At 70.8% G+C, this 25,148-nt stretch carries 28 protein-coding genes; 17 read left to right on the top strand and 11 right to left on the bottom strand.

Annotation, left to right across the window (positions count from 1 at the left end; all coding sequences use genetic code 11):
- Positions 1 to 6 precede the first annotated feature (6 nt).
- Positions 7 to 1,068, bottom strand: a complete 1,062-nt coding sequence (locus DFJ69_RS12695) for an aspartate-semialdehyde dehydrogenase (RefSeq protein ID WP_116022670.1) — start codon at positions 1,066 to 1,068, stop codon at positions 7 to 9.
- Positions 1,065 to 2,333 carry an aspartate kinase gene (locus DFJ69_RS12690; protein ID WP_116022669.1) on the bottom strand — a complete coding sequence of 423 codons (1,269 nt, stop codon included), beginning with the start codon at positions 2,331 to 2,333 and terminating at the stop codon, positions 1,065 to 1,067. The genes DFJ69_RS12695 and DFJ69_RS12690 overlap by 4 nt, the downstream gene beginning before the upstream one ends.
- Positions 2,334 to 2,687: 354 nt before the next feature.
- Here DFJ69_RS12690 and DFJ69_RS12685 point away from each other — a divergent pair, with 354 nt between their 5' ends.
- From DFJ69_RS12685 to DFJ69_RS12665, 5 genes are all read left to right on the top strand, one after another.
- A complete protein-coding gene (locus tag DFJ69_RS12685) occupies positions 2,688 to 3,107 on the top strand; it encodes a protein kinase family protein (RefSeq protein WP_147312282.1) in 420 nt (139 codons plus the stop codon).
- A gap of 177 nt (positions 3,108 to 3,284) precedes the next feature.
- Entirely contained in the window at positions 3,285 to 3,824 is a 540-nt protein-coding gene (locus DFJ69_RS12680; RefSeq protein ID WP_116022667.1) for a nucleotide exchange factor GrpE, read from the top strand.
- A complete protein-coding gene (locus DFJ69_RS12675; protein WP_116022666.1) occupies positions 3,821 to 6,307 on the top strand; it encodes an Hsp70 family protein in 2,487 nt (828 codons plus the stop codon). Before DFJ69_RS12680 ends, DFJ69_RS12675 begins: the two co-directional genes overlap by 4 nt.
- On the top strand, positions 6,304 to 7,164 hold the full coding sequence (locus DFJ69_RS12670; RefSeq protein ID WP_116022665.1) for an OmpA family protein: 861 nt from the start codon (positions 6,304 to 6,306) through the stop codon (positions 7,162 to 7,164). Before DFJ69_RS12675 ends, DFJ69_RS12670 begins: the two co-directional genes overlap by 4 nt.
- Positions 7,161 to 8,708 carry a hypothetical protein gene (locus tag DFJ69_RS12665; protein WP_116022664.1) on the top strand — a complete coding sequence of 516 codons (1,548 nt, stop codon included), beginning with the start codon at positions 7,161 to 7,163 and terminating at the stop codon, positions 8,706 to 8,708. Before DFJ69_RS12670 ends, DFJ69_RS12665 begins: the two co-directional genes overlap by 4 nt.
- 85 nt (positions 8,709 to 8,793) lie before the next feature.
- On the opposite strand, the gene DFJ69_RS12660 is transcribed toward DFJ69_RS12665, so the two are convergent.
- The 3 genes from DFJ69_RS12660 to DFJ69_RS12650 all read right to left on the bottom strand — a co-directional run bounded on the left by DFJ69_RS12660 (position 8,794) and on the right by DFJ69_RS12650 (position 11,883).
- Positions 8,794 to 9,459, bottom strand: a complete 666-nt coding sequence (locus tag DFJ69_RS12660) for a hypothetical protein (RefSeq protein ID WP_147312281.1) — start codon at positions 9,457 to 9,459, stop codon at positions 8,794 to 8,796.
- A gap of 224 nt (positions 9,460 to 9,683) precedes the next feature.
- Positions 9,684 to 10,571 (bottom strand): NsdA family TPR-like regulatory protein, encoded by an 888-nt coding sequence (locus DFJ69_RS12655; RefSeq protein ID WP_484419710.1) that lies wholly within the window; start codon positions 10,569 to 10,571, stop codon positions 9,684 to 9,686.
- 121 nt (positions 10,572 to 10,692) lie between these two features.
- A complete protein-coding gene (locus tag DFJ69_RS12650; RefSeq protein WP_116022661.1) occupies positions 10,693 to 11,883 on the bottom strand; it encodes a helix-turn-helix domain-containing protein in 1,191 nt (396 codons plus the stop codon).
- 399 nt (positions 11,884 to 12,282) lie between these two features.
- Here DFJ69_RS12650 and DFJ69_RS12640 point away from each other — a divergent pair, with 399 nt between their 5' ends.
- Positions 12,283 to 12,543, top strand: coding sequence for a hypothetical protein (locus tag DFJ69_RS12640; RefSeq protein ID WP_116022659.1), 261 nt, complete (start codon positions 12,283 to 12,285; stop codon positions 12,541 to 12,543).
- Here the strand turns inward: DFJ69_RS12640 and DFJ69_RS12635 are convergent.
- Positions 12,508 to 13,386: an SGNH/GDSL hydrolase family protein gene (locus DFJ69_RS12635; RefSeq protein ID WP_116022658.1), complete on the bottom strand. Its 879-nt coding sequence runs from the start codon at positions 13,384 to 13,386 to the stop codon at positions 12,508 to 12,510. The genes DFJ69_RS12640 and DFJ69_RS12635 overlap by 36 nt on opposite strands.
- 437 nt (positions 13,387 to 13,823) lie before the next feature.
- Between DFJ69_RS12635 and DFJ69_RS34260 the strand changes: the two genes are divergently transcribed.
- From DFJ69_RS34260 to DFJ69_RS12610, 5 genes are all read left to right on the top strand, one after another.
- The gene (locus DFJ69_RS34260) at positions 13,824 to 14,153 is read left to right on the top strand and encodes a WXG100 family type VII secretion target (protein ID WP_170177631.1); all 330 of its coding nucleotides are present in this window, start codon (positions 13,824 to 13,826) and stop codon (positions 14,151 to 14,153) included.
- Positions 14,153 to 14,647, top strand: coding sequence for a WXG100-like domain-containing protein (locus DFJ69_RS12625; protein WP_116022657.1), 495 nt, complete (start codon positions 14,153 to 14,155; stop codon positions 14,645 to 14,647). The genes DFJ69_RS34260 and DFJ69_RS12625 overlap by 1 nt, the downstream gene beginning before the upstream one ends.
- Before the next feature lie 76 nt (positions 14,648 to 14,723).
- Positions 14,724 to 15,320 (top strand): deaminase domain-containing protein, encoded by a 597-nt coding sequence (locus tag DFJ69_RS12620; RefSeq protein ID WP_116022656.1) that lies wholly within the window; start codon positions 14,724 to 14,726, stop codon positions 15,318 to 15,320.
- Between the two features lie 11 nt (positions 15,321 to 15,331).
- Positions 15,332 to 15,871, top strand: coding sequence for an SMI1/KNR4 family protein (locus tag DFJ69_RS12615; protein ID WP_116022655.1), 540 nt, complete (start codon positions 15,332 to 15,334; stop codon positions 15,869 to 15,871).
- A 4-nt stretch (positions 15,872 to 15,875) separates the two neighbouring features.
- Positions 15,876 to 16,277, top strand: a complete 402-nt coding sequence (locus DFJ69_RS12610; protein ID WP_116022654.1) for a deaminase domain-containing protein — start codon at positions 15,876 to 15,878, stop codon at positions 16,275 to 16,277.
- Between the two features lie 4 nt (positions 16,278 to 16,281).
- Here the strand turns inward: DFJ69_RS12610 and DFJ69_RS12605 are convergent, their stop codons facing one another.
- The 4 genes from DFJ69_RS12605 to DFJ69_RS12590 form a co-directional block, all read right to left on the bottom strand.
- Positions 16,282 to 16,716, bottom strand: coding sequence for a YbaB/EbfC family nucleoid-associated protein (locus DFJ69_RS12605; protein WP_245974297.1), 435 nt, complete (start codon positions 16,714 to 16,716; stop codon positions 16,282 to 16,284).
- A 113-nt stretch (positions 16,717 to 16,829) separates the two neighbouring features.
- A complete protein-coding gene (locus tag DFJ69_RS12600) occupies positions 16,830 to 17,393 on the bottom strand; it encodes a DUF5063 domain-containing protein (RefSeq protein ID WP_116022653.1) in 564 nt (187 codons plus the stop codon).
- On the bottom strand, positions 17,386 to 17,985 hold the full coding sequence (recR, locus tag DFJ69_RS12595; protein ID WP_116022652.1) for a recombination mediator RecR: 600 nt from the start codon (positions 17,983 to 17,985) through the stop codon (positions 17,386 to 17,388). Before recR ends, DFJ69_RS12600 begins: the two co-directional genes overlap by 8 nt.
- Positions 17,986 to 18,022: 37 nt before the next feature.
- Positions 18,023 to 18,388 carry a YbaB/EbfC family nucleoid-associated protein gene (locus tag DFJ69_RS12590; protein WP_211328605.1) on the bottom strand — a complete coding sequence of 122 codons (366 nt, stop codon included), beginning with the start codon at positions 18,386 to 18,388 and terminating at the stop codon, positions 18,023 to 18,025.
- A gap of 243 nt (positions 18,389 to 18,631) precedes the next feature.
- On the opposite strand from DFJ69_RS12590, the gene DFJ69_RS12585 reads away from it, so the two are divergent.
- From DFJ69_RS12585 to DFJ69_RS12565, 5 genes are all read left to right on the top strand, one after another.
- Positions 18,632 to 19,774, top strand: coding sequence for an alanine racemase (locus DFJ69_RS12585; RefSeq protein ID WP_116022651.1), 1,143 nt, complete (start codon positions 18,632 to 18,634; stop codon positions 19,772 to 19,774).
- Positions 19,775 to 19,796: 22 nt separating this feature from the next.
- A complete protein-coding gene (gene sp36 / locus DFJ69_RS12580) occupies positions 19,797 to 19,952 on the top strand; it encodes a Sp36 family protein (RefSeq protein WP_116022650.1) in 156 nt (51 codons plus the stop codon).
- Positions 19,949 to 20,407, top strand: a complete 459-nt coding sequence (locus DFJ69_RS12575; RefSeq protein WP_116022649.1) for a RidA family protein — start codon at positions 19,949 to 19,951, stop codon at positions 20,405 to 20,407. The genes sp36 and DFJ69_RS12575 overlap by 4 nt, the downstream gene beginning before the upstream one ends.
- 316 nt (positions 20,408 to 20,723) lie before the next feature.
- Positions 20,724 to 21,680, top strand: coding sequence for an NUDIX hydrolase (locus DFJ69_RS12570; RefSeq protein ID WP_245974737.1), 957 nt, complete (start codon positions 20,724 to 20,726; stop codon positions 21,678 to 21,680).
- 103 nt (positions 21,681 to 21,783) lie between these two features.
- Positions 21,784 to 22,578, top strand: coding sequence for an MBL fold metallo-hydrolase (locus tag DFJ69_RS12565; RefSeq protein WP_245974295.1), 795 nt, complete (start codon positions 21,784 to 21,786; stop codon positions 22,576 to 22,578).
- Positions 22,579 to 22,627: 49 nt separating this feature from the next.
- Here the strand turns inward: DFJ69_RS12565 and DFJ69_RS12560 are convergent, their stop codons facing one another.
- The gene (locus tag DFJ69_RS12560; protein ID WP_116022647.1) at positions 22,628 to 23,314 is read right to left on the bottom strand and encodes a Crp/Fnr family transcriptional regulator; all 687 of its coding nucleotides are present in this window, start codon (positions 23,312 to 23,314) and stop codon (positions 22,628 to 22,630) included.
- A 372-nt stretch (positions 23,315 to 23,686) separates the two neighbouring features.
- Here DFJ69_RS12560 and DFJ69_RS12555 point away from each other — a divergent pair, with 372 nt between their 5' ends.
- Positions 23,687 to 25,036, top strand: coding sequence for an acyltransferase family protein (locus DFJ69_RS12555; protein WP_245974293.1), 1,350 nt, complete (start codon positions 23,687 to 23,689; stop codon positions 25,034 to 25,036).
- The last annotated feature ends 112 nt before the right edge of the window (positions 25,037 to 25,148 follow it).

Here is a 25,148-nt window from a genome sequence, read left to right as displayed (position 1 = left end):
AACGCGTCAGGCGGTCAGCTCGGCCGCCACCAGCTCGGCGATCTGCGCGGTGTTCAGGGCGGCGCCCTTGCGCAGGTTGTCGCCGCACAGGAACAGGTCCAACCCCTTCGGGTCGTCCAGCGAACGGCGCACCCGACCCACCCACGTCGGGTCGGTGCCCACCACGTCGGCCGGCGTCGGGAACTCGCGGGCCTCCGGGTCGTCCACCAGGACCACACCCGGGGAGCCCGCCAGAACGGCCTGCGCCTCCCGCTGGTCGACCACACGGTCGAAGACGGCGTGGACCGCCAAAGAGTGCGTGGTCACGACGGGCACCCGCACGCAGGTGGCGTTCACCCGCAGGTCGGGCAGCCCCAGGATCTTGCGGGACTCGTTGCGGACCTTGAGCTCCTCCGACGTCCAGCCGTCGTCCTTGAGGGAGCCCGCCCACGGCACCACGTTCATCGCCAGCGGCGCCGGGAACGGTCCGAGGTCGTCGCCCACCAGGCTGCGGACATCGCCGGCGCGCTCGCCGACGCCCCGGTTGCCGCCGACCTTCTCCAACTGGTCGTACAGGGTGTCGATGCCGGACTGGCCGGCCCCGGACGCGGCCTGGTACGACGCCACGACCAGCTCGCGCAGGCCGTACTGGCGGTGCAGGGCGCCCATCGCGACGATCATCGACAGGGTGGTGCAGTTGGGGTTGGCGATGATCCCGCGCGGCCGGTTCAACGCGGCCTCGGCGTTCACCTCCGGAACGACCAGCGGCACGTCGGAGTCCATCCGGAACGCGCCCGAGTTGTCGACCGCGACCGCGCCACGGGACACGGCCACCGGCGCCCACTGGGCGGAGATCTCGTCCGGGGTGTCGAACATGGCGATGTCCACGCCGTCGAAGACCTCGGGGGCCAGCGCGACGACCTCGACCTCCTCGCCGCGCACGGACAGCTTCTTGCCCGCCGAACGGGGCGAGGCGACCAGGCGGATCTCGCCGTACACGTCCTCGCGGGTGGAGAGCAGGTCCAGCATCACGGTGCCGACGGCGCCGGTCGCGCCGACGACCGCCAGGGTGGGCTTACGGGTGCTCATCGTCCGGTACCTCCGTACACGACCGCCTCGACCTGCTCGGCGTCCAGCTCGAACGCGCGGTGCGCGGCGTTGACCGCGCCCTCCACGTCGTCCTGGGCCACGATGATCGAGATCCGGATCTCCGAGGTGGAGATCATCTCGATGTTGACGCCGGCCTCGGCGATGGCGGCGAAGAACTTGGCGGTGACCCCGGGGTGCGAGCGCATCCCGGCGCCGATCAGCGAGATCTTGCCGATCCGGTCGTCGTAGCGCAGCGACTCGAAGCCGATCCGCTCCTTGATCTTGTTCAGCGCGGTCAGCGCGGTCTGCCCGTCGGTGGCCGGCAGCGTGAACGAGATGTCGGTGCGGCCGGTGGCCGCCGCCGACACGTTCTGGACGATCATGTCCAGGTTGATCCCGGCGTCGGAGAGCACCGAGAAGATCGTGGCCGCCTCACCGACCTTGTCGGGCACGCCCACCACGGTGACCTTGGCCTCGCTGCGGTCGTGCGCGACGCCGGAGATGATCGCCTGCTCCATCTCACTTCCCTCGCTGCTGTCGGAGATCCACGTTCCGGGTCGTTGACTGAACGAGGACCGCACATGGATCGGGATGTTGTAGCGGCGCGCGTACTCCACGCAGCGCAGGTGCAGGATCTTGGCGCCGCAGGCCGCCATCTCCAGCATCTCCTCGTACGAGATGGCGGGGATGCGGCGGGCGGTCGGCACGATCCGGGGGTCGGCGGTGAACACGCCGTCCACATCACTGTAGATCTCGCAGACGTCCGCCTCCAGGGCGGCGGCGAGCGCGACGGCCGTGGTGTCGGAGCCGCCGCGGCCGAGCGTGGTGATGTCCTTGGAGTCCTGGGAGACGCCCTGGAAGCCGGCGACGATCGCGATGGCGCCCTCGTCGAGCGCCCCCCGGATCCGGCCCGGTGTCACGTCGATGATCCGGGCTTTGCCGTGGGAGCCGTCGGTGATCACACCGGCCTGGGAGCCGGTGAACGACCGTGCCTCGTGGCCCAGCGTGGCGATCGCCATCGCCAGCAGCGCCATCGAGATCCGCTCCCCGGCCGTCAGCAGCATGTCCAGCTCGCGCCCCGGGGGCAGCGGGCTGACCTGCTCGGCCAGGTCGATCAGCTCGTCCGTAGTGTCGCCCATGGCGGAGACCACGACGACCACGTCGTTGCCCGCCTTCTTCGTCGCGACGATGCGCTGGGCGACCCGCTTGACGCCTTCGGCGTCCGCGACGGAGGAGCCACCGTACTTCTGCACGACAAGAGCCACGGGTGGGCGCTCCTCGGATCGGGGTCGTCTTGCCGGCCCGCCCCGCCGATCGCCGTACGTGACCGGCCCGGGCGTACCGGCGTCGAGTCTACCGAGGTCGTTCCGTGACCTGGCGAGTGGTTATGGGGTGATCGTCGGGATGTCGGGGGCCGGCCGCCGGGTGCGACACGATCCCGTTCGCCGGTCGGTCGGGCCGCGACGCGCGAGGACGACCCGCATCGCGGTCTTCTCGGCGAATTGGGTCATGGGGCGCAGATGATCTCCCGAGGCTCGGCGAGGATGTCGATCGAGGTCCGGCCGGAGGTCCGGAGTCGACGTCCGATCGGTGGACGGATGGAGAGCGGAGGTCGACCGGTGGACGACCGGTCCGGCGCGCGGGCGGAGTCGCGGCCCGACGACCCCAGGCGGGTGGGGCCGTTCGAGATCGTCTCGCTGATCGGCTTCGGCGGCATGGGGCGGGTCCGTCTCGGGCGTTCGGGTTCGGGCGTGCTGGTGGCGATCAAGACGATCCGGTCGGTCCTGGCGGACGACGCCGCGTTCCGTCGCCGGTTCGCCCGTGAGGTGGCGGCGGCGCGTCGGGTGAGCGGGGCGTTCACCGCCGCCGTGGTGGACGCCGACCCCGACGCGCCGGAGCCCTGGATGGCCACCCGCTATGCCGCCGCCCCTTCCCTGCACACGCTGGCGGCCGGGTGCGGGCCGCTGCGCATCCGCCGTGCCGAACGGGAGCTGGGCCTCTGGCGGGGCCGCCGAGAGGAGGGCGAACAACTCCACTGAACGGCGCATCGAGCATAGTCGGTCCATTGGAGAATCGTCGGTGGGCCCACTTTTCGTGTCCGCATTATCCATGGCTCATGACAATGGCCTGATTCGGCCATTGCACTGGTGGTGGGCGATGGCCCGTGCGACCCTCGACAGGCGGTATGTCGAGTGCGGTCGAGGAAACCGAGGATAATGTCGAAAAGTGCGATCTCCGAGGTGTGGGCCACATTTCGGCAATGGCGATATCCCCGGGAGTTCCGTATTCCTCGCGGTCCGTCGACGGAGCGGCTGAAGGCCCTGCTCGCCGCGGCGCAGGCCGCGGGGCGCGCCGATCCGCCCGTCCCCCCGCCCCGAGAGGACGCCGGAGGCGAGGCGCTGCCGAAGGGGACCGTCGCCGGGCTGGCCACCGACCTGTGGCGGCTGCGGGGCCGGCTCGACCGGGTGCCGGACGCGCCGCGCGCCGTGGTCCGGCACATGGAGGCCGCCTGGAGCACGCTGATCGACGCCGGGGTCGAGATCACCGACCATCTCGGCGAGCCCTACGACCCGGGGCTGGTGCTCACCGTCGTGGCGTTCCAGCCGACCGACGGCCTCGCGCGCGAGGAGATCGTGGAGACGGTGCGCCCCGGCGTCTATCTCGACGGTCGTCAGCTCCAACTCGCCGAAGTGATCGTGGGCACGCCGCCGCCAGAGCACACCGAAACGGACGCGGAGGAATCGTCGGGATCATGACCAGGACCACCATCGATTTCGGGATCGACCTCGGCACCACCAACAGCGCCATCGCGAAACTCAACGGCGTCGAAGCGGACATCGTCAAGAACAACGAGGGGCACGAGACCACCCCCTCGGCCGTCATGATCGACCGGCGTGGGCGGCTGTTCGTGGGGCGCGCCGCCAAGGAGCGCAACGAGATCGATCCCGACAACACCTGTGTCGAGTTCAAATTGCGGATGGGCACCGCGGGCGATCCCAAGGTGTTCAAGGCCACCGACCGTTCCCTGGGGCCGGAGGAACTGTCCGCCGAGGTGCTCAAGTCGCTGCGCCGCGACGTCGCCCAGCGGACCGGCGAGGAGATCGACGCGGCGGTCATCACGGTGCCCGCCGCGTTCGAGCTGAGCGCGTGCGAGGCGACCCGCCGGGCGGCCGGGCTCGCCGGTCTGCGGCAGGCCCCGCTGCTCCAGGAGCCCACGGCGGCGGCGCTCGCCCACGGGTTCCAGAGCACCGACGACAACTCGTTCTGGCTGGTCTACGACTTCGGCGGCGGCACGTTCGACGCGGCCATCGTCAACATCCGGGACGGCGAGTTCACCGTGGTCAACCATCGGGGGGACAACTTCCTCGGCGGCAAGCTGCTGGACTGGGCCATCGTCGAACGCCTGCTGATCCCGGCGGCGGCCCGCGAGCACGGTCTGGGCGACCTGCGGCGCGGGGACCCGCGCTGGATCAAGGAGATCAACAAGCTGAAGCTCGCCGCGGAGGCGGCGAAGATCCGACTGTCGCAGGCCGGGTCCGCCGAGATCCTGGTGGAGCTGCGCGACACCGACGGCGACTTCGTGGAGTTCGAGTACGACCTGACCCGCTCCGAGGTGGAGCGGCTCACCGAGCCACTGATCGTCCGGTCGGTCAACCTGTGCCGCAACGCGCTGACCGAGAGCGGGCTCGGCCCGTCCGACATCGAGAAGGTGCTGCTGGTGGGCGGGCCGACGCTCTCGCCGTACCTGCGCGAGCGGCTCGCCGACCCGGTGGAGGGGCTCGGCATCCCGATCGACCACGGGCAGGACCCGATCACCGCCGTCGCGCGCGGCGCGGCCATCTTCGCGGGCGGTCAGTTGCTCGACGCGCCGGCGTCGGCCGCCCCGCTCCCGCCCGGTCGGTACGCGGTCGCGCTGGACTACCAGCCGGTCGGCCCCGACACCGAGCCGCTGGTCGGCGGCACCGTCTCCGGCGGCGACATCGCGGGGTTCACCATCGAGTTCGTCAACACCGCGACGCGTCCGGCCTGGCGGAGCGGTGCCGTGCCGCTGACCGACGCCGGCGCGTTCACCGTGTACCTGCGGGCCGAACGCGGCGTCGCCAACGCGTTCCAGATCGAGCTGGCCGACGCGACCGGAGCCCCGCGCAAGGTGACCCCCGGCACGTTGACGTACACGGTCGGCGTGGTCGACACGCAGCCGCCGCTCACCCAGTCGATCGGCATCGGCCTGGCCGGCAACGAGGTCGAGTGGCTGATCAAACGGGGGACGCCGCTGCCCGCCCGCCGCCGGGTGCTGTTGCGCACCACGGTCGCGGTGAGCGCCGGCTCCAGCGACGGGATGATCCTGATCCCGGTGCTGGAGGGCGAGCACACGCGCGCCGACCGCAACACCCGCATCGGCCGGCTGGAGGTCAAGCCGGAGCAGGTGCGGCGCGACGTGCCCGAGGGCAGCGAGATCGACCTCACCATCACCATCGACGAGTCCCGGCTGGTGGTCGCGCGCGCCTATGTCGCCCTGCTGGACGAGGAGTTCGAGCACGTCATCAACCTCGGCACCGAACGCGTCCCGGACGCCGACGAACTGGCCCGCGACACCGAGGCCGAGCTGCGTCGCCTGGAGGCGGCCCGCCGCGAGGCCCGCGAGTACGGCGACGCCCGCAGCGCCAAGGTGCTGGAGCGGATCGAGGCCGAGCGCATCGCCGAGGACGTCGACGCCATGGTGAAGGCCGCCCCGGTCGACCGCGACGCCGCCACGGCCGGGTCCAAACGGCTGCAGGACCTCAAGGCGGCCACCGACGAGGTGGAGGCCGAGCTGGAGTGGCCCAAGCTCACCCAGGAGGCCCGGGACATGATCGACGCGGCCCGGCAGGTCGTGCTGTCCCGCAACGACGCGGGGGAGATCGCCCGGCTGGGCCAGGCCGAGGCGTCCATCACCGACGCCATCAGCGCCCACGATCCCGACCTGCTGCGGCAGCGCATCGAGGAGTTGCGCGTGATGGTCCTGCGGATCCTGAGCGAGTCGGGCGAGCTGGACCGGCTCGTCTTCGAGGACCTGGAGCGGCTCGTTCCGGAGATGGGCGACCCGGCCGAGGCGCGCCGGCTCGTCTCGGTCGGCGGGGACGCGCTGCGGCGCGGCGACCTGGCGATGCTCAAGGAGATCAACGCGGCCCTCCGCTCCCTGCTGCCCACGCCGCCTTTGCCGCCGGACCCGTTCAGCACCGTTCGGAGGGGCCGGTGAACGAGCCGTCGCCCCTCGCCGCCGCTCGTGCGGTGACGGTGGAACACGCCAGGTCCCTGGCCCGATCGGGTCACCTCGCGGAGGCGGCGGACCTGCTGGAGCCCCTGTGCGCCGAAGCCGATCCGGGCACCGCGCCGCACATGCTGCTGGCCTGCGTCTACGCGCAGCAGGGCCGTTGGTGGGACGCCGACCGCATCTGGGCCGCCGCCCAGGAGCTCGGCATGGGCACTCCCGCCGTCGCCGCCGCCCGTCGCCGGGTGGCGCTGCTCGGCGAGCAGGGCCGCCGATCCGCGCCCTGGGGTCGTTGGCTCCCGGCGGCGACGGCGTTCCTGGCGGTCGCGGCGCTGGTGCTCCTGGTGGACGTCTGGAGGGACGACCGAACGATCCGGGAGGCGAGCGCCGCTCCGCCCGTTGTCTCTCCGCGCTCTTCTCGGACGGTGTCCTCTCTGGCGGACGTTCGTCCGGAGGTGGCCGGCGCGCAGGTCGAACGTTCGGCCGGGGAGTTGTCGGTCACCTTCCCGCGTGGACTGTTCAGCCGGGGCGCGACGCTCTCGTCCGACGGCCGGGCCACGCTCGGACGGCTCGGCGGAGCGCTCCGGGCGCACGCGGGCCGGTTGAACGTCCTCGTCATCGGCCACACCGACCCTCGACCGCCGGGGCCGGACAGCGGATTCGCCACCAACGCCGAGTTGGGCGAGTTGCGCGCCGCCGTCGTGCGCGAGGCGCTGCGTTCGGCGTCCGGGCTGTCCACCAGCGCGTTCACCCTGTCGACGCTGGCCGACGCGGCGTCCGCGGCGGGCGATGGCCGATCCGCCCGCACGGTGACGCTGCGGATCTCCCCGGCGGGCGCGCGATGACCGGTCCGTTCGCCGACATCGGCCCCGACCTGTACCGGGAGAACCCGTTCCGGGTGGCGGGTCTGCCCGTGGACGCCGACACGCGGCGGATCCGCAAGCGGCTCGACGCGTTCCGGATGGCCGAACGGCTCGGCACCGCCGGGTCGCTCGGCGCGACACCGCTGCCGCTCGACCCCGCGCCGGATCTGGCGGCCGTGCAGGACGCGCTGCAACGGCTCCGGGACCCGGTCCGCCGGCTGGAGGCGGAGCTGTTCTGGTTCTGGCCCCTGTCGGAGCAGGACGGGCCCGGGCCCGACGAGGCGTTGACCGCGCTGGCGGCGGGCGAGATCGAGATCGCCGAGAACATCTGGGACCGGCAGCGCGGGACACCCGCACGGGCGATCGGGCTGCACAACCTCGCGGTCCTCGACCACGCCCTGGCGCTCGACCTCGGCGAGGTGGGCGGCGCGTCCGACGATCACTGGTCGATGGCCATGCTGAGCTGGGCCAAGATCGTCGACGACGACGCCGTCTGGGCCCGGATGGCGTGGCGGGCCCGCGCCCTCGCCGACCCCCGGCTCGGTCAGGGCACCGTCGACGCGATGCGGGCGGGGCTCGTACCGGCGCTGCTGTCCGTCAGCGCCCGCCTCTGCGGCCGCGCCGCCCGCGAGGAACAACCCGGGACCGCCGCTCGGCACGTGACCCTGCTGCGCTCCGTCGGGTTCCGCGACACGCTCGTCGACGCCGCCCTGCGGGACGAGGTCCGACACGACGCCGCCGACGTCCGCCGGCTCACCGAGGACACCGTGCGGCGGGCCCAGGGCGACCGGCCCACGGCGAACGGGAACGCCCGCGCACTCCTCGACGCCTCCGAACCGAAACTCACCGCGCTCGGCGAACTGCTGCCGGAGGACGACCCGCTGCTGACCGGCGTCCGCGACGAGATCGCCACCTCGATCCTGGCCTGCGCGGTCATGTACGCCGAGGAGACCGAGGACTGGCCGGAGGTCGTCTGGCTCCTCGAACGCGCCCTCGAGAGCGCCCGCTCCGACGCCATCCGCACCAACGTGAGGGACAACCTCCAGACCGCCCGGCAGATGAAGACGTACTCCATGTGCTGGTTCTGCGGCGAACGGCCGCAGGACGACGACTCGGCGTTCGAGCAGCCGATCTCCGGCGAGACCCAACACCGCCAGGCGTACGCCGGCGGCCCCCGTCAGTTCGTCTGGAAGACGGCCAAGGCCAGGGTGCCCCGCTGCACCGAGTGCCGTGACCTGCATCGCGGGCGCGTCAGGGAGCAACGCGTGACGCGCGGCCTGGTCTGGGCGAGCCTGCTGGTCATCTTCGCGTTCCTCACCGTCGGCCTCGGCTCCGCCGACCGTGTCGGGGCGGCGATCATGTTCGGCATGATCGCCTTCGTGGTCCTGCTCTGCGCGCCGATCGCCTTCACCGCACGGCCGGAGCTGGACGACGCGGAACAGGACTCGGTGAAGGACTTCGAGCCGATCAGGGATCAGCTACGAAAGGGCTGGCACCTCGGCCCCGGCCCGGGCCCCCTCGTGTAGCGGTCGAGGGCGGGAACGTCGTGCCCGGCGACGACCGCTTCGTGAGGAGCCCCGGTCGGGAGCGTCCGGCAGGCGGCGGTAGGGGTCAGGGACTGGTGATGGTGAGCGCCGGCGACATCTGGTAGCGGACGTACATCGAGAGCCTGTCACCGGTCGTCATCTGCCCGAAGCAACCCGAATGGCTCCGAACGGTGAGGTCGCCGCCGCCCGTCAGCACGAGGTTGTGCGAGGAGTTGTCGTAATACCCCGTCAGGGTGGCCTCGGGCGTGTTGACCGGGGCGAGCGGCCCGCCCATCGTGGCCGTGCATCCGGGGCCGGTCCACGTCGCGGCGAACCCTTCGATCCGTGCGTCGACCTGCGGCGGCGTGTACGAGGTCTCCGTCACGCTCACCGGCGACGGATCGGCCGCGCTGCTGCCCGTGGTGAAGGTGAAGGTGACACCGAGGGCGGGGCAGGTGCTGAAGGTCTGAGACGTTATTCGGAGCACACCGATGCCGTCGGCGTCATTCCATGCCGGCACGGTGCCCTTGATGATGGACGTCGTGCAGTGAAAGCGCACCCCGTTGCGATGATTCACCAGGATGACGTTCTTCGTCCCGTCGAAGCCGTTCGGGGTGACGTTGACTCCCACGAAGTCCGGGTCCGGGCTGGTGATGGTCCAGCTCAGGGCATATGCGGGTGTCACGGCCAGCCCCACCGCCGCCACCACCGTCGTTCCACCCGCCGCCAACCTGCAGAGTATTCCGCGCATGGTCTTCTCCGGTGCCTTTCCGCGCTCGGCGCTCTTGCCCCCGTATTCGACCAGCGATCTTCACCGGAGAAGAGCCGATCGACCACATGTGGACTCCGTGACGCCGTTCTCTGCGTTCACCTGACAATGCCGACGGCGTTACATGGCCGAGGGCCGCGCACACCATGACAATTCCCGCCGACCGCCCACCGGACGGCGTTCCACCGTCCACGAGAGCCGAGAGGTCAGGCCCGGTCGCGGGCGACGGCCAAGGCGTCCTCGTACTCTCGGGCCCATTCGGCCGCCCGCTGCTCGGCGGGCATTCCGTGCAGGCCGGCCTCGATCATTTCGGCGGCGTCGCGGTGGTTACCGGCCTGCAAGTGAGCAAGGCCGATCTGGACATGAAAGAATGGCTCCCGATACCAGTAGACCGAGGGCGGCGGCTCCCCTGCGACCGCGGCCAGGGCCGCGGCGTCGTCCAGGAACCGTCGCATCGCTTCGACGTCGCCGAGCGCGGCATGCCCCTGGGCCGTCTGGATCATGTCGAAGACCCGTTGCGTCGGATGGGAGCCCGGAGTGGCCAGCGCGGCGGCCGACCAGCGCACCACCGCGCGGGGGCGCCCCTGGGTTCGCGCCACGTAACCACGAAAGCTCGTCGCCGTCGCCGCCAACGTGCCGTCCTCGGCCTCGTCCGCCAGAGCCTCGGCCTGCTGGAATAGCTTCAGCGCCGCGCCGTCCCGACGCGTGGCGGCGTGCAGCCAGCCGGCGAACGTGGCCCATTCGGACGCGACGCCGGCGACCCTCCGGTGATGGCGGCCGGGCACGTCTCTCAACATCTCCAGCAGAATGGGGAACTGCGCGGTCACGGGGGCGAGCATGCCCCCGGAGCCCACGACGTCCTCGAGCCGCCGCTGCCCGGCGAGTACCTCGGCGAGCGCTCCGACGGCCCGCTCGTCCATGCTCGACGGCCGCCGCACGACGTACCGAACCCGCTCAACGGCCTCCGGATCCCCATCGTCCACGGTCATCGCGACGGCGTCCGGCCGCCGGAGCGAACGGGCCAGTGCCGCGAGTTCGCCGTCGGCTTGGAGGGCGGTGTCGAGGCGTTCGGCGAGGGTGGAGAGGGTCGCCAGTGGTCGTTGGCGACCTTGGAGAGGTAGCCGACGTCGTAGTTGGCGAGCTTGCGAGGGACAGCCCGCGTTCGGCCATCAGCCGACGCATCTCCTCACCGAAGGTCATCGGGTCCGCCTTCTGTCACTGGGTGCTTTGCGGTGTCGGGACGGCTCGGACGCACAGGTCGCGGTACGCCTCGCGGAGGGTGGTGGCCTCGGGGAGCCGGTGGGCCTCCACGGCGGTGATCACTTCGGCCGCGCGCCAGTGGTTGGAGGGCACCAGCCAGCCGCTGGTGATGGCCTCCAGAGCGGTGTGGGCGGCTTCGGCGGGCTGGTCGGTGGCGAGCAGGGCCAGGGCCAGGTCGAGGCGGGCGTCAACGGCGCGGCGGGGTCGGGCGAGGCCGTTGGAGGGATGCTCCATGCGGGCCAGCACTCCGCGTGCGTAGGACTCGGCCGCCGGGTCGCCCAGCCACGACAACGTGGTGCCGGTGTAGGCGTCGCCCTTGGCGGGGTCGTACCGAAAGTGGTGCTCCGGACGGCTCGGCACGGGCAGGGGCTCAACGAGACGCTCGACGCGGGCGAGGGCGTCGCGCGTCTCGGACCGGCCGCCGAGTCGGGCCCATGCCCGGCCCTCCTGCGCGGTGGCCTGGATGAAGGCGGACCCGTCCCGAGGCGCGATCTCCTGCGCCCCACGGGACAAGGTGATCGCCTCCCGGTAGTCGCCGTCGGTGAGCGTCTGCCAGGCTCGTGTCTCCAGCGTCCACGCGAGGAGCTCCGTGTGCCCGGCGTGCGCGGCGAGTTGGGCGGCGGTGCGCAGCCGCGCGGCGGCGACCGAATGCCGGCCGAGGTCGATTTCGGAGGTCGCCGTGAGCAGCGACAACCAGCCGCCGACCACGACCAGCCGCCTCCGCTCGGCCAGCGTCATCCGCGCTTCCATGAGCCGTGAGACGTAGCCGAGGTGACGTCGGGTGCGTACGAGCAGCTCGGCCGGTGGAGTCCGGGGATAGGCGGATGCGAGATCGTCGACGGTCATCTCCAGCGCGGTGATCGTCTCATCTCCGACGTCACTCGCGGCGACGCGACGTGCCAGTTCGAGCGCCTCCCATTCGTCGTCATCCGGCGCACCGCCGGGTGACGGTTCGCGGTGTGCGACCAGTTCGCCGTTCGCCTGGAGGATTTCGTCGAGTCGCGCGGCGAGTTGAACGGAAGGCGTCTTGCGGTCGTGGGAGACCTTCGACAGGTGACCGGCGTCGCAGGGAACCGATCTGGCCAGTTCTCGCAGGCCGATTCCGTGGTCGGCCATCAGTGCGCGCAACTTCTCGCCGAAGGTCATCGACTCACCCGTTTCGCCCTGGGTTGACCCATTGTCAATGTTGTCCGCACCGGGGGGCAACGAGACAACGCTTCCACGGTAACCGGCGAACCGTTTCGATGAAGCCGTCAATCCAAAGCGGCCCCGGCGGCGGTGCGAACGCCGATGTTCCGGGGCCTGACCACGACGGGAGCGTGGCTGTGCAGACGATATCGGGTCGGGCTCGTTCCGATGCCGAACGGGCGGCTCGGGTCATTCAGGAGGCGACGCGGGGGCGGTGGCTCGTTTGGTACGGGTGGTACACGCGGCGGTTCTGGGCGACGCCTCGGGCGCCGTACCCGTGGTACGGGTTGATGGAGGCCGCGACGCCGGCGGGGCTGTGGGAGCAGATCGACGGCTTGGACGCTCGGCTCGTTCGCCGTGGGTGAGGGGCCGGAGTTCTTCGTGTGGGAGGTGCGGGACGAGGGTGACGGGCTGGGGCCGGTCGGGGTGGCCGGCAGTCCGCTGGACGCGTCCGCTGCGGTGGTCGGGATGCTCGTGCGGAAACCCGTCGGGTGGTCGGGGTCGGTGGCGCGGGTGCGGTTGGATCCGTGGCGGCCCGAGAGGTACGAGGTGCTGCAGACCGTCGTCTGGGGGACGGGTCGGCTAGCCGGCCGCGCGGACGGCCTCCAACAGGAGTGACGCCATGGCGGCCTCGCCCCACATGTTCGGGTGGGCCGGGGCGGCGAACTGGGTCGGGATGCCCTCCACCCACCGCTTGAGCGGGTTGGGCTGGCAGGCGTCATGGCCCGGCTCGGCCGTGTCGACCAGGGTCACCCCGTGTTGGGCGGCCTGGTCGGCGAGCATCCCGTTCAGCCACTTCTGGACGTCCCGCAGGTACGGGACGTCGCCCTTGGCGATCGGCACCCAGGGGAAGCAGCCGTTGCCCTCCGCGGGCAGGATGAGCGGGTAGTTCAGCAGGAACACCTTGGCGTTCGGCGCCCGCTGCGCGATGCCCGCCAGCGCCGTTCCGACCTTGGGCGCGGCGGCGGCGATGCTCTGCGCGAACTGGTCGACGCCCCCGGCGGTCAACTCGTCCTTGCAGGGCGAGCCCTCCGGGTCGCTGTAGCTCAGCTCGAAGCACCGCACCGCCTTGCTGAAGCCGATGTCGTTGCCGCCGATCGTCAGGCTCACCAGCGTCGTCTCCGTGCTCAGCGCGTCGTACTGCGGCGGGTTGGGGCGCCCGATGGAGAACGACTGCGCCTCCGTGAAGTGCTTGGTCTTGGCCCCGCTGCAGCTCACGTCCTTGAACGACGCGGGCCTGAGCGTCCTGGCGACGATCGACGGATAGTTGCCGATGCCCCTCAGACAGCCCAGCGGCGACCCCGGCTGGAAGAGCGAGGTCAGCGGCCCGGCCGTGTACGAGTCCCCCAACGCCACGTACCGGATCGGCGCGGTCTCCGCTCGTGCGGAGGTGGCGGTCGCCGTCGGCAGCGTGACGGCTGCGGCGAGGATCGACAGGGCGGCGAGTGCTCGGCGGGCCATCGGACGTCTCCCTGACTCGGCGGGGTGAGGTCCACCGATGATCGAGGAGTGTGACCCACGTCTCTAGTGCGCCGCGAACGTCTTTTCCGCGACCGATCGAGCATCACCGACAAAGAGGGCTAGGAGATGGCCGGGGCCTCCTCCGTGACGTTGAGGCGGGCTCGGAGGGGGTTGCCCCAGTGGTTGAAGTAGGAGTACTGCCACCACAGGGCCTCCAGGGGGCGGCCCTTCTCGTAGTGGCGGAGGTCGTGGACGCGGCGTTGGCGGTGACGAAGTGCTGGGGACGGTCGCGCGCGGCGGTCGGCCGGAGGGGTGCCTCGGCGTTCTGTGGAAGGACGTCGAGGGCGGGTGAACGGCAGGCGGCCACCAGGTCCGTGAATCGGACGATCGGCCCGATAGGTTGGGCTTCGAACCGGTTCTCGGGCATGGAGGGCGACATGGGGTTCGGGGAGTTGCAGGTCGACCCGGGCGACATCCGGAAGGCCGCGGGGGAGTTGGGCAAGGTCATCGACAAACTCGACCAGGACCTGACGACCCTGGAGAGCGACCTGGCCGGATTCGGGGAACCGTGGGGCGGCGACGACATCGGCATGCTGATCGGGATGTGCTACCAGGGCATCCATGACCTGGCGATGGAATGCTTCGCCGGCAACCTCGACGAACTCGAGGCCATCGCCGAGGACCTCGAGAAGATGGCCGACAACTACCAGGGCTCCGAAGAACTGTCGGACATCGAGGTCAACCGGGTGCGGGAGATCCTGGGCTGATGGGCTTGCAGCTTCCGGGGGAGCTGGCCTCCCTCCTGGGCATGCTCGGCTACACCTGGCCTGAGGCGGACGAGACCAAACTCTTCGAGATGGGCCGCCGCTGGATGTCGTTCTCCGGCTCGCTGGGTTCGGGGATCGGCGACGCGGAAGGCGCCGTTCAGGCCGTGTGGGGCGGAGCCGCCGGTCAGGGCATCGACGCGTTCCAGAAGAACTGGGACGCCGGGGACGCCCCCTCGATCAACCTGAACACCGCGACCGGCGGCGCGGTCGTCGTGGGCGCGGGACTGATGGTGATCGGCGCCATCGTGCTCTTCCTGAAGATCAGCGTCATCGTTCAACTGGTCATCCTGGCCGTCCAGATCGCGCAGGCGATCGCCACCGCGGTCGTGACCTTCGGGGCCTCCCTCCTGCAGATCCCGATCTTCAAGATGATCACCGGTCTCATCATCGACCAGCTCCTGAGCATGGCGCTGGACGTGGTCCTCGGTGAGTAGGGGGAAGTTCGGCCGGAACCGGAACGCCCGCCGTGCCGGCCGCCGGGCGGGCGCCGCCAAGGGAGCCTGGAAGAAGATGGGAGCCCAGCAGCAGCTCCCCCCGGCCCGCGGCGCGCGCGGCCGCGACGGCGCCGACATGCCCCGCCGAGGCCGCAACAACAATCCCCGATTCACGGGACTGGTGAATCGGGCGAAGGAATTGCGAAAAGGGCTGCCGAGCCGCAAGAAGGAATCAAACGTCGCGACGTCGGACTATGACGTCCGTGATCGGACCGGACGCAGCCACCGAGGGTCGATCGACTCGGTCAGCGGCAAGAAGACCTATGACGAAAAAGGGTTCACCAGGCTCCGCCGCGACGGTCGGGACGCACTGCCCTCGCGGCAGGCGCGGGGGCACAACCGGGATTACGACTCCGAAAAGAAGATCTATGAGGACTTCTCCCGAAGATTCCCCGATCCGCAGACCGGTGGCCGCATCACGATCTACACTGAACGACATCCCTGTCAAGGGTGCGCCCAATCGACCCAGGACTTCCTGAGGCGCTATCCGAATATGCAAGTGGATATCGTTTACACGCACCGTGAAGGCCCCGGGACGCTCAGGCCCGGCGCGCAGAACAATTTCTCTCCCGACTCGGTGAACAACCGCATTCGGGTGCATCGATACTTCTGAAGGGGTGGGCGATGGATCTGAACCGATTTTCGATCGAAGAATTCCATGGCTACATCGTCGAGCGGGGACTGGTGCGCAGAGGGGACCAGACCGGCTGCTCCGACGAGGAGATAGCGCACCTGGCGCGGACCCAGGGAGTGCAGCGGATCCCCGCCCTCTACCGTGATTTCCTGCGTGTCATGGGCAAGAGCCCGTACCCGCTGATGACGGGCACCACCTGGGCCTATGAGGATCTGCTGCGCATCAAGCAGTCGTCCCTGGAACTGCTCGAGGACGACGGCGCCGATCCCGCGATCCTCGATGACGCCCTCGTGATCGCCATGCATCAGGGCTATGTCGTCTACTACATCCCCGGAGCGAGCACGGCCTCGGACGACCCGGGCGTGTGGACGTACGTCGAGGAGGAACAACCGACCAATCCATGGCCGACGTTCCGCAGGTTCCTGTGGTCCTTGGCCGAGATGCGGGGCGAAGAGCTCGGGATCTACAAGGAACTCGAGGCCACCGGCCGGTTCACGATGACGAGGCAGCCCGGCGACGAGGACGACTGAGAACGTGGACAACGTCGTCACCGCCGAATACAAGGCCGGTGGGAGGCGTGGCGCGTTCGACGCGGTGACCGGCCTCGACGCGGGCGACGATCCGGCCCTGGTCGGCGTTCCGTCCGAACCGGTGTTCACGCCCTCGGCCATCGGCGAGGCCGTTCCCACCGAGACGCATGGTGAGTACAAGGTGCTGGAGGCGTTCGCCGAACAGGTCCCCACGCGGCGGGTCAAGGGATGGCTTCGCATGTACTCCGAGCAATATCCCTGCTCGTCCTGCCGCAATGTCATGCAGCAGTTCCTAAGGGCGTACCCGCGGATGACCATCGAGTTGGCCTACACCCATGGCGAGCCCGCGGACTTCACCCCCGACCCGGTCAACCCCCGCATCGAGATCAGCCACATCGACCGGTAGACGGTCAGCCGCCCCGCGTTCCCCTACCGCTCCCGGCTTCCTTGAACCGGGCCATCGCGTCCTCGAGTCCCTGCGCGAACAGGCCCATCTGCCGGAGGCCCTGGTCCTGAACCTCTTGGAGGCGGTCGGCCAGGACGGACGGGTCGATCGGCGTGTCCGACGTCGTGGCCCTCGATCTCAGATCCGTCAGGGCGGCGTTCACGGCGACCGTGAGGTGCTCCGCCAGTTCCTCCGAGGCCATGCGCATCACACGCGGATCGAGTTCGATCCCCTTGATCTCACCGCCTTGTCCGGCGGTCACGCGGATCCTTCCGTCGGCGGCCTCGCCGAACCCCTCCAAGGGAGGGGTGTCCGCTTCTCCGGGGGCGGCCGCAGCACCTGAGCGGACCTGTTCGAGCAACTTCCTCGTCTCGCCCAGCATCTGCTCGAACTCCGCCATGTCGGCCACGACCCGCCTCCTCGTACACCGGCGCATGAAAAGGACCCAGCACGCAAAGTATGCCGCGCGGCTCCCACCCGGAAGGACGCCTCAACGGGCCGACACCCCCCGGGCTAGGAGATGGCCGGGGCCTCTTCCGTGACGTTGAGGCGGGCTCCGGCGATGACGGCGTGGAGGGCTCGGAGGGCCGCTCCCGCGTGGTTGCCCCAGTGGTTGAAGTAGGAGTACTGCCACCACCACAGGGCCTCCAGGGGGCGGCCCTTCTCATAGTGGCGGAGGCCGTGGACGAGGTCGCTGGCGACGTCGACGAGGTCGTCGGACAGGCGGTAGGGCGTGGGGTCGGGGTCGGTGTAGGGCTCGAAGACCTCGACGTACTCGTCCACCGAGGCGAGGCGTTGGGCCAGGCCCTGGCGGACGGCGTCCAGGTCGGGGTCGGGGCCGAGCTCGGGCTCCCAGTTGTCGGGGAGGATGACGTCGGTGCTGGCGCCGAGTTGGGCCCCGGCCAGGATCACCTGGGAGACCTCCAACAGCAGCACCGGGACGGCGTGCCGGCCCGCCTCGCCGCGGGAGACCGCCTCCAGGCCCGACAGGTAGTTGCGGACATGGCGGGCGACCCGCTCGGCGAGGGTGGCCCACTCCTCCGGACTGTTGGTCGTCAGGGTGGTGATGTCAGACATCGAGGAGTCTCCGTCCTTCGAACGCTCGGCCCAGGGTGACCTCGTCGGCGTACTCCAGGTCGCCGCCCACCGGCAGGCCGCTGGCGAGCCTGGTGACCTTGAGGTTCATCGGCTTGACCAGCCGGGCGAGGTAGGTGGCGGTGGCCTCGCCCTCCAGGTTGGGGTCGGTGGCCAGGATCAGCTCGGTGACGGCGCCGTCGGCGAGCCGCTGCATCAGCTCCCGGATCCGCAGGTCGTCGGGGCCGACGCCCTCGATGGGGCTGATCGCCCCGCCGAGCACGTGGTACCGGCCGCGGAACTCCCGGGTCTTCTCGATGGCGACGACGTCCTTGGACTCCTCCACCACGCAGATCACGGCCGGGTCGCGGCGAGGGTCACGGCAGATCCGGCACTCCTCCTCCTCGGCCACGTTCCCGCAGGTCCGGCAGAAGCGGACCTTGTCCTTGACCTCCTTGAGCGCCGTGCCGAGCCGCTCCACGTCGGCCGGCTCGGCGGCCAGCAGATGGAAGGCGATCCGCTGCGCGCTCTTGGGGCCGACGCCGGGCAGCCTGCCCAACTCGTCGATCAGGTTTTGAACGACCCCTTCGTACAACGGTCCCTCCCCTCGGGTGCGGTGTCGGTCGGTGGGCTCACATGCCGGGCAGGCCGGGCATGCCCGGCATCCCGGGAAGCCCTCCGCCCAAGCCCTCGGCGAGCGGGCCCATCTTCTGCTGCTGCAGCTCGGCGGCGGCTCGTCCGGCGTCCCGGATGGCGGCCAGCACCAGGTCGGCGACCGTCTCGGCGGTGTCGGACGGGTCGTCGGTGTCGATCGCCTTCGGGTCGATCACCAGTCCCGTCACCTCGCCCTGGCCGTTGACGGTGGCGGTGACCAGGCCGCCGCCGGCGGTGCCCGTCACCTCCGTCTCGGCGAGCTCCTGCTGCGCCGCCACGAGGTGCTCCTGCATCCGCTGCGCCTGCTCCAGCAGTTGCTGGATGTTGAGACCACCGGGTTCCACGGCCCACTCCGTTCCTGCCGGCCCGGCGGGGGCTGCCCCCGTCCGCCGGACGTCGTCGTGCTCCCGAGATTACGGGTTCCCGGCCCGTTGCGGTACGCACCGCCGCCGGCGTGTACCCCTTGAGGCTCTTCCGGCACACCGCGCCGTACGCTCCGAACGTCCCGGAACGGGCCGCTCGTCACATGATCGGGTGCCCGGGGGCGGGGTCGCGCACCGGGGTGTGACGTCAGACTTGGTCCCGTGATGACCGACGCCGTGCGGCGGTGGGCCGGGGGCCCCGCCGCGAACGATGACCTCCCCGCGTTCGTGTACGACCTGGGGGCCCTGCGCGAGCACGCGGCGGGGATCCGGGCGGCGCTCGCGGGAGGGCCGGAGATCCTCTACGCGGCCAAGGCCAACCCCGACGCCCGGATCCTGGCGGCGGTCGCGCCGTACGTGGACGGCATCGAGGTCGCCTCCGGGGGAGAGCTGGCGCACGTACGGTCGGCCCTCCCGCAGACGAGGCTGGCCTTCGGCGGCCCAGGGAAGACCGATGCGGAGCTGGCCTTGGCCGTACGGGAGGCCGAGCGGGTCCACGTGGAGAGCCCGTACGAGCTGACCCGCCTGGCCGACCTCAGGACGGACGTCGACGTGCTGCTGCGCGTGAACCTGGCGGGCGACCGCCGAGGGGTCGCGCTCGCGATGTCCGGTCCGTTCGGCATGGACCCCGACGCCATCGAGGAGTGCCGGGAGATCCTGGCGAGGGCCCCGTGGGTGAGGCTGCGAGGTGTCCACGCCCATCTGGCCTCGGGGCTGGACGCCGACGCGATGCTGCGGCAGTCGGCGGAGATCCTCCAATGGGCCCGCCCCTGGTTGGACAAGGCCGGCTGCACGGACGCGCCCGAGGTCAACCTGGGCGGCGGCATGGCGGTGGACTACTCGGACCCGTCCCGGCGCTTCGACTGGGCGACGTACGGGAGCGAGGTCGCCTCCATGGCGCAGCCGGGGGAGACCCTGCGCATCGAGCCCGGCCGCGCCGTGAGCGTCTACGCGGGCTGGTACGTGACGCGCGTTCTCGACGTGAAGAAGGCGCACGGCCAGTGGTACGCCGTCCTCCAAGGCGGCACGCACCACATCCGCACCCCCGCCACCAAGAACCACGACCAGCCGTTCACCGTGCTCCCCCAAGGAGGGAACGGCCCATCGGTCGGCGAAGCCCCCGTCACGCTCGTGGGCCAGCTCTGCACGCCCAAGGACGTCTTCGCACGCGACATTCGCGTCAGCCACCTCGCCGTGGGGGACGTGGTCGCCTTCGCCATGGCCGGGGCCTACGCATGGAACATCTCCCACCACGACTTCCTCATGCACCCGAAGCCGGGGTTCCACTACCTGGACGGGCCGTCCTGAGGCGATCGCTAGGCTGAGCGGCATGAAGAAGTGGGAGTACGCGACCGTTCCGCTGCTGGTGCACGCCACCAAGCAGATTCTCGACAACTGGGGCCAGGACGGGTGGGAGCTCGTCACCGTCATCCCCGGCCCGAACCCCGAGAACCTGGTGGCCTACTTCAAGCGGGAACTGCAGTGAGCACCCCGGAGGAGCGGATCGCCGAGCTGGGCTTCGAACTGCCGGAGGTCGTGCCGCCGCTGGCCTCGTACGTCCCGGCGGTCCGGGTCGGCTCGCTGGTCCACACCTCCGGGCAGCTCCCGTTCGTCAAGGGCGAGCTGCCGGTCACCGGCAAGGTCGGGGCCGAGGTCACCCCGGAACGCGCCGCCGAGATGGCGGCGCTGTGCGCGCTGAACGCCCTCGCCGCGCTGAGGTCCGAGATCGGCGAGCTGTCGCGGGTCACCCGGATCGTCAAGGTCGTCGGCTACGTGGCGAGCGCCCCGGACTTCTACGGCCAGCCCCAGGTGATCAACGGCGCCAGCGACCTGCTGGGCCGCGTGTTCGGCGACGCCGGCCGCCACGCCCGCGCCGCCGTCGGCGTGACGTCGCTGCCCATGAACACCCCCGTGGAGCTGGACCTCGTCGCTTGTTTGTGATGTGGGGGGGCGACCCCCCACGCCCCCCGCGCCCGGTCTTGGAGATCTTCAGCCGAACGGCCCTCCGCTTGCGCTCCGGGCCGTCCGCCTGAAGGACCGGGCGACACCCCCGCCGGGTTGGGGTTCGAACGCGGATGGTTGGGGTTCGGGCGTGGGGGTTGGGGTTCGAACGTGGGTGGTTGCGGTTCGGGCGTGGATGGTTGCGGTTCGACGCGGGTGGTTGCGGTTCGAACGTGGGGGTTGCGGTTCGGGCGTGGGTGGTTGCCGTGGTGGTGGGCTTGACGGAACCTTGTTCGGTATGTCCGAATGGGCGGCCATGAGCGTGGACCACGGCATCAGGCTGCCGGAGGAGCTGCGGGGGCGGGTCGAGGACCTGCTGGCCGGGCGGGTCGAGGCGGCCCCGGCGCGGGACGCGGCGACGGTGGCGGTGCTCCGTGACCACGACGAGCACGGGCTGCAGGTGTTCATGCTGCGGCGGGTGGCGTCGATGGCGTTCGCGCCGGGCGCGTACGTGTTCCCCGGGGGGTCGGTCGACCCCCGGGACGGTGAGGCGTCCATCGGGTGGGCCGGGCCGCCGCCGGGGGAGTGGGCGCGGGCCTTCGCGGCGGGGGAGACGGTCGCCCGCGAGTTGGTGTGCGCCGCCGTGCGCGAGACGTTCGAGGAGACCCTCGTCCTGCTGGCCGGGCCCGCCCCGGACGCGGTGGTGGACGACACGCGGGGCGACGGCTGGGAGGCCGACCGGCGGGCGCTGCTGGACCGGTCGCAGTCGTTCGCGGAGTTCCTCGGCCGGCGCGGGCTGGTGCTGCGCAGCGACCTGTTGCGGCCTTGGGCGCACTGGATCACGCCCGCCGTCGAGCCCAAGCGGTACGACACGCGCTTCTTCGTCGCCGCGATCCCCGAGGGCCAGCGCGCCCGGGACGTCAGCACCGAGGCCGACCGGGCCGTCTGGGTGCGTCCCGCCGACGCCGTCGACCACGCGATGCGCGGCGAGTGGTTCGTCATGCCGCCGACCCTGGCGACGCTGAGCGAGCTGGCCGCCTGCGACACGGTCGCCGACGTCCTCGCCACCGAACGCGAGATCGTCGCGTACGAGCCCCGGGCCGAGATCATCGACGGCGCGGCCTATCTGGTGCTGCCCACACGTCCTTTGGGTGGGGGAACGACCCCCCACACCCCCCGCGCCCCGTCGATGCGGACTTCAGCCGGGCGGCCCCCCGCGAGGGCTCCGGGCCACCCGCCTGAAGCGACCGGTCATGACACCGCGCAGGGTTAGCGGGCTGTTCCGGTCCGGGCCGCTCAAGGCCGTGGCCTGGCATCTCGCCGGAACGTCGGCCCTGCGCCATCTCGGCGCGCTTCGGGGGGAGAGGATGGGCCGGATGAACGAGATCGACGGCATGGGCACCGAACGGGCGACCTGCGTCCTGGCGCCCAACCCCTCACCGATGACGTTGGACGGCACCAACACCTGGGTCTTGGCCGAGCCGGGCTCCGAGGAGGTCGTGGTGATCGACCCCGGCCCCAAGGACCTCAAGCACCTGCGGCGCGTCGTTCGCAAGGTCGACGAGTCGGGGCGCCGGGTCGGGCTGGTGGTGCTCACCCACGGTCATCCCGATCATGCCGCCGGGGCCCGCAGGTTCGCCGAGCTGGCCGGGACGGGGCGGATCCTGGCGCTGGACCCCCGGCACCGGCTCGGCGACGAGGGGCTGGTCGAGGGCGACGTCATCACGACCGGGGGCCTGGAGGTCCACGTGATGGAGACCCCGGGGCACACGCACGACTCGCTGACGTTCTGGCTCCCGGCCGATGGAGCGGTGCTCACGGGCGACACGGTCCTCGGCTACGGGAGCACGGTGCTGGAGGGGAGGCTGGGGGACTACCTGGGTTCGCTGGACAGGCTGCGCGCGTTCTCCGAGGATGCGGGGGCGCGGGTGATCCTGCCCGGACACGGACCCGCCCTGGACGACCCGATCGCCGCCCTGGACGGGTATCTCACTCATCGCCGCCGACGCCTGGCGCAGGTCGAGGCGGCCGTGGAGGCGGGGGCGCGGACGGCCCGGGAGGTGGTCGAACGCGTGTACGCCGACGTCGACCGCTCACTGTGGGCGGCGGCCGAATGGTCGGTGCAGGCCCAACTGGACTACCTGCGCGACGAGGGCCGCCTGCCGTCCTGACCGGCCCGGCAGAGCCCCTCGGGGCCGTTTAGGGACCGTTCCCGGAAAGTCAGCGAGAGCGCTTGCGGAGCCGTTCGATGTCCAGGATCACCACGGCGCGGGCCTCGATCCGCAGCCAACTGCGGGCGGCGAAGTCGGCCAGCGCCTTGTTGACGGTCTCCCGGGAGGCTCCGACGAGCTGGGCCAGCTCCTCCTGCGTCAGGTCGTGGTGCACGTGCAGACCCACGTCGGACGGCTGGCCGAAGCGCTCGGCCAGGTCCAGCAGCGCCTTGGCCACCCGGCCCGGCACGTCGGTGAAGACCAGGTCGGCCATCACGTCGTTGGTCTTGCGCAGCCGCTGGGCCAGGGCCCGCAGCAGATGCACCGCCACCTCGGGGTGGCCGGTCAGCCACGGCCGCAGGTCGTCGTGCCCCAGACCCGCCAACCGGCACTCGGTCACCGCGATGGCGCTGGCGGTGCGCGGCCGGGGGTCGAACAGCGACAGCTCGCCGAACATCTCGCTCGGACCCAGGACGCTCAACAGGTTCTCGCGTCCGTCCGGGGCGGTCCGGGTCAGCTTGATCTTGCCCTCGAGGACGACATAGAGCCGATCCCCCACCTCGCCCTCGTTGAAGAGCGTCTGGCCGCGGGCCAGCCGCACCTCGGTCACATTGGCCCGCAGGGCCTTGGCTCCCTGGTCATCGAGCGCCTCGAAGAGCGGGGCCCTGCTCAGAACGTCCACGTCGCGGTCGGTCACGCTTCCTCCTCGAAACACCTACATGAACAGTGTGACGTACGTCCCACCGCGTACGTGAATGCGGGGGCGAGCCGGGCCCGGTGATCGGCGTCACGCCGTTCTGACGCAGCCCTGCGTTCGGCCCGGGTACGGCCGTGCCGTCTCCCGGCGCCCATCGCGGGTCCGGAATCCCGGACCTCCCCCGATTCGCTGGTCGCCACCATCCTGTCAGCGCAGTGTACGGACAACCGGGGCAACGCGGTCACACCACCCCGGGTGGCCGGACCGGGCCGGCGCTCGGAGGGACGGGATGGTCCGTACGGGCCATGGCTTGAGGTGACCTGACCGACAATGGGAGGGCAAAACGCCCCATGTCCCCCCAAAAAGGAGTCCGTGATTTCACCCGGTGAGGGCTCCGTGGCGGGGTCGAGTGCGGGCGGGTCTCGGCTCGGCGTCGCGGAGGCCCCGACGGCTCCCGAGGCCCCGACGGCTTCCGAGGGCCCGGGGGCTTCCGAGGGCCCGCGTCGGGACCGTCCCGGAGGTGCCCGTCTGGCCTGGCTCGACGCCTTGCGCGGCATCGGGGCCCTGCTGGTGGTCTTCGAGCACCTCGCCCATGTCTATCTGCCGGAGGTCCGCACGGCGATCTCCGGCTGGTTCGTTCCGGGGACCTGGGGCGTCTTCGTGTTCTTCCTCGTCAGCGGCTACATCGTTCCCGCCTCCCTGGAACGGACCCGCAGCGTCCGCGGCTTCTGGATCAGTCGCCTGTTCCGGCTGTATCCGCTGTGGGCGGCGGTCGTCGCATTGGCGCTCGGGCTGGCCCTCGCGGGGCTGCAGCCGCACACCCGCTCGATGCTGGACGGGGCCGATCCGGCGGCCACGGCGTTCGCGCATCTGGCCATGCTGCAGACCCTGCTCGCCAGCCCCAGCGCCGTCTACGTCATGTGGTCGCTGGCCTTCGAGATGGCGTTCTATCTGCTGGTCGTGGCCCTGTTCGCGCTCCGTTCGCACCACCGGTCGGCGCCGATCGCCGTGGGGCTGGCGGTGGCCGCGGTGGCGTTCGGCGGGGTGCTGCCGTCCAACGGACTGTCGCGTGCGGGGGGGACCACGCTCGTCGCGGTGCTGGGCACCGTTCTGGCGATCGTCGCGATCGCGGGCGCCATGAGCGGCCGTCGGAGGATCGCCCTGGCGGGGGCGCTGCTGGGCGGGCTGTTGGCCGTTCTGCTGTTCGGCTTCAACGGCACCAGCAAGCCCTGGGAGGGGATCACCATGCTCGCGGTGATGTTCCTGGGGACCGTCGTCTATCGGGTCGAGCACGGTCAGATCCGCCGAAGGACGGCCGTCGTGGCCGTGGTCGCGGTGCTGGGCTGCGCGATGCTCACCGGCGTGCTGCACGTCGCCGACACGGTGGACACTGCGGCCAGGCTGCCCTACCAGCGGGAATGGGCGGTGACGGTGCTGCTGGCCGCGCTCACCTTCGCGGCGGGCGTGGCCCTGCGGCACCGGCGGCTGCCGAAGGCGCTCACCCTCCTCGGCGTGCTGAGCTACTCGCTCTATCTGCTGCACCCCGTGCTGCTCGAAGCCCATGTGGCGATGTTCGACGGCTCCCGGCGCAACGACTGGGTGATGGCGGTGGGCTTCCTGTGCGTTCTGGTGCCCGTCTGCTGGCTGACCCAGCGGTACATCGAGGCACCGGCACAACGCCTGGGACGCCGTGTCCGGAACGCGGTCGACCGCCCACGGTGAACGGTCACCCCTCGCGGGGGTGGTGGCACACGATCACGCCACTGTTGTGATGAATCGGAGAGGTGATCGGTTCCGCGTATTTTTACCTGGTCCGTACCGCTTCCCTCGCTTT

Origin of the sequence: Thermomonospora umbrina (assembly GCF_003386555.1) — a bacterium.
GTDB classification, from domain to species: Bacteria; Actinomycetota; Actinomycetes; order Streptosporangiales; family Streptosporangiaceae; genus Thermomonospora; species Thermomonospora umbrina.
Note: the sequence above shows the minus strand (reverse complement) of the source record. Positions and strands in the feature narration are given on the sequence as shown.

Excerpts from the sequence above, each read along its gene's own strand:
- DFJ69_RS12650 (WP_116022661.1), bottom strand. The coding sequence starts at position 11,883 with ATGACCTTCGGCGAGAAGTTGCGCGCACTGATGGCCGACCACGGAATC.
- DFJ69_RS12615 (WP_116022655.1), top strand. The coding sequence starts at position 15,332 with ATGGATCTGAACCGATTTTCGATCGAAGAATTCCATGGCTACATCGTC.
- DFJ69_RS12600 (WP_116022653.1), bottom strand. The coding sequence starts at position 17,393 with ATGTCTGACATCACCACCCTGACGACCAACAGTCCGGAGGAGTGGGCC.
- DFJ69_RS12695 (WP_116022670.1), bottom strand. The coding sequence starts at position 1,068 with ATGAGCACCCGTAAGCCCACCCTGGCGGTCGTCGGCGCGACCGGCGCC.
- DFJ69_RS12570 (WP_245974737.1), top strand. The coding sequence starts at position 20,724 with ATGAGCGTGGACCACGGCATCAGGCTGCCGGAGGAGCTGCGGGGGCGG.
- DFJ69_RS12585 (WP_116022651.1), top strand. The coding sequence starts at position 18,632 with ATGACCGACGCCGTGCGGCGGTGGGCCGGGGGCCCCGCCGCGAACGAT.
- DFJ69_RS12680 (WP_116022667.1), top strand. The coding sequence starts at position 3,285 with ATGTCGAAAAGTGCGATCTCCGAGGTGTGGGCCACATTTCGGCAATGG.
- DFJ69_RS12665 (WP_116022664.1), top strand. The coding sequence starts at position 7,161 with ATGACCGGTCCGTTCGCCGACATCGGCCCCGACCTGTACCGGGAGAAC.
- DFJ69_RS12635 (WP_116022658.1), bottom strand. The coding sequence starts at position 13,386 with ATGGCCCGCCGAGCACTCGCCGCCCTGTCGATCCTCGCCGCAGCCGTC.
- sp36 (WP_116022650.1), top strand. The coding sequence starts at position 19,797 with ATGAAGAAGTGGGAGTACGCGACCGTTCCGCTGCTGGTGCACGCCACC.
- DFJ69_RS12625 (WP_116022657.1), top strand. The coding sequence starts at position 14,153 with ATGGGCTTGCAGCTTCCGGGGGAGCTGGCCTCCCTCCTGGGCATGCTC.
- DFJ69_RS12565 (WP_245974295.1), top strand. The coding sequence starts at position 21,784 with ATGAACGAGATCGACGGCATGGGCACCGAACGGGCGACCTGCGTCCTG.
- DFJ69_RS12660 (WP_147312281.1), bottom strand. The coding sequence starts at position 9,459 with ATGCGCGGAATACTCTGCAGGTTGGCGGCGGGTGGAACGACGGTGGTG.
- DFJ69_RS12605 (WP_245974297.1), bottom strand. The coding sequence starts at position 16,716 with ATGGCGGAGTTCGAGCAGATGCTGGGCGAGACGAGGAAGTTGCTCGAA.
- DFJ69_RS12675 (WP_116022666.1), top strand. The coding sequence starts at position 3,821 with ATGACCAGGACCACCATCGATTTCGGGATCGACCTCGGCACCACCAAC.
- DFJ69_RS12620 (WP_116022656.1), top strand. The coding sequence starts at position 14,724 with ATGGGAGCCCAGCAGCAGCTCCCCCCGGCCCGCGGCGCGCGCGGCCGC.
- DFJ69_RS34260 (WP_170177631.1), top strand. The coding sequence starts at position 13,824 with ATGGGGTTCGGGGAGTTGCAGGTCGACCCGGGCGACATCCGGAAGGCC.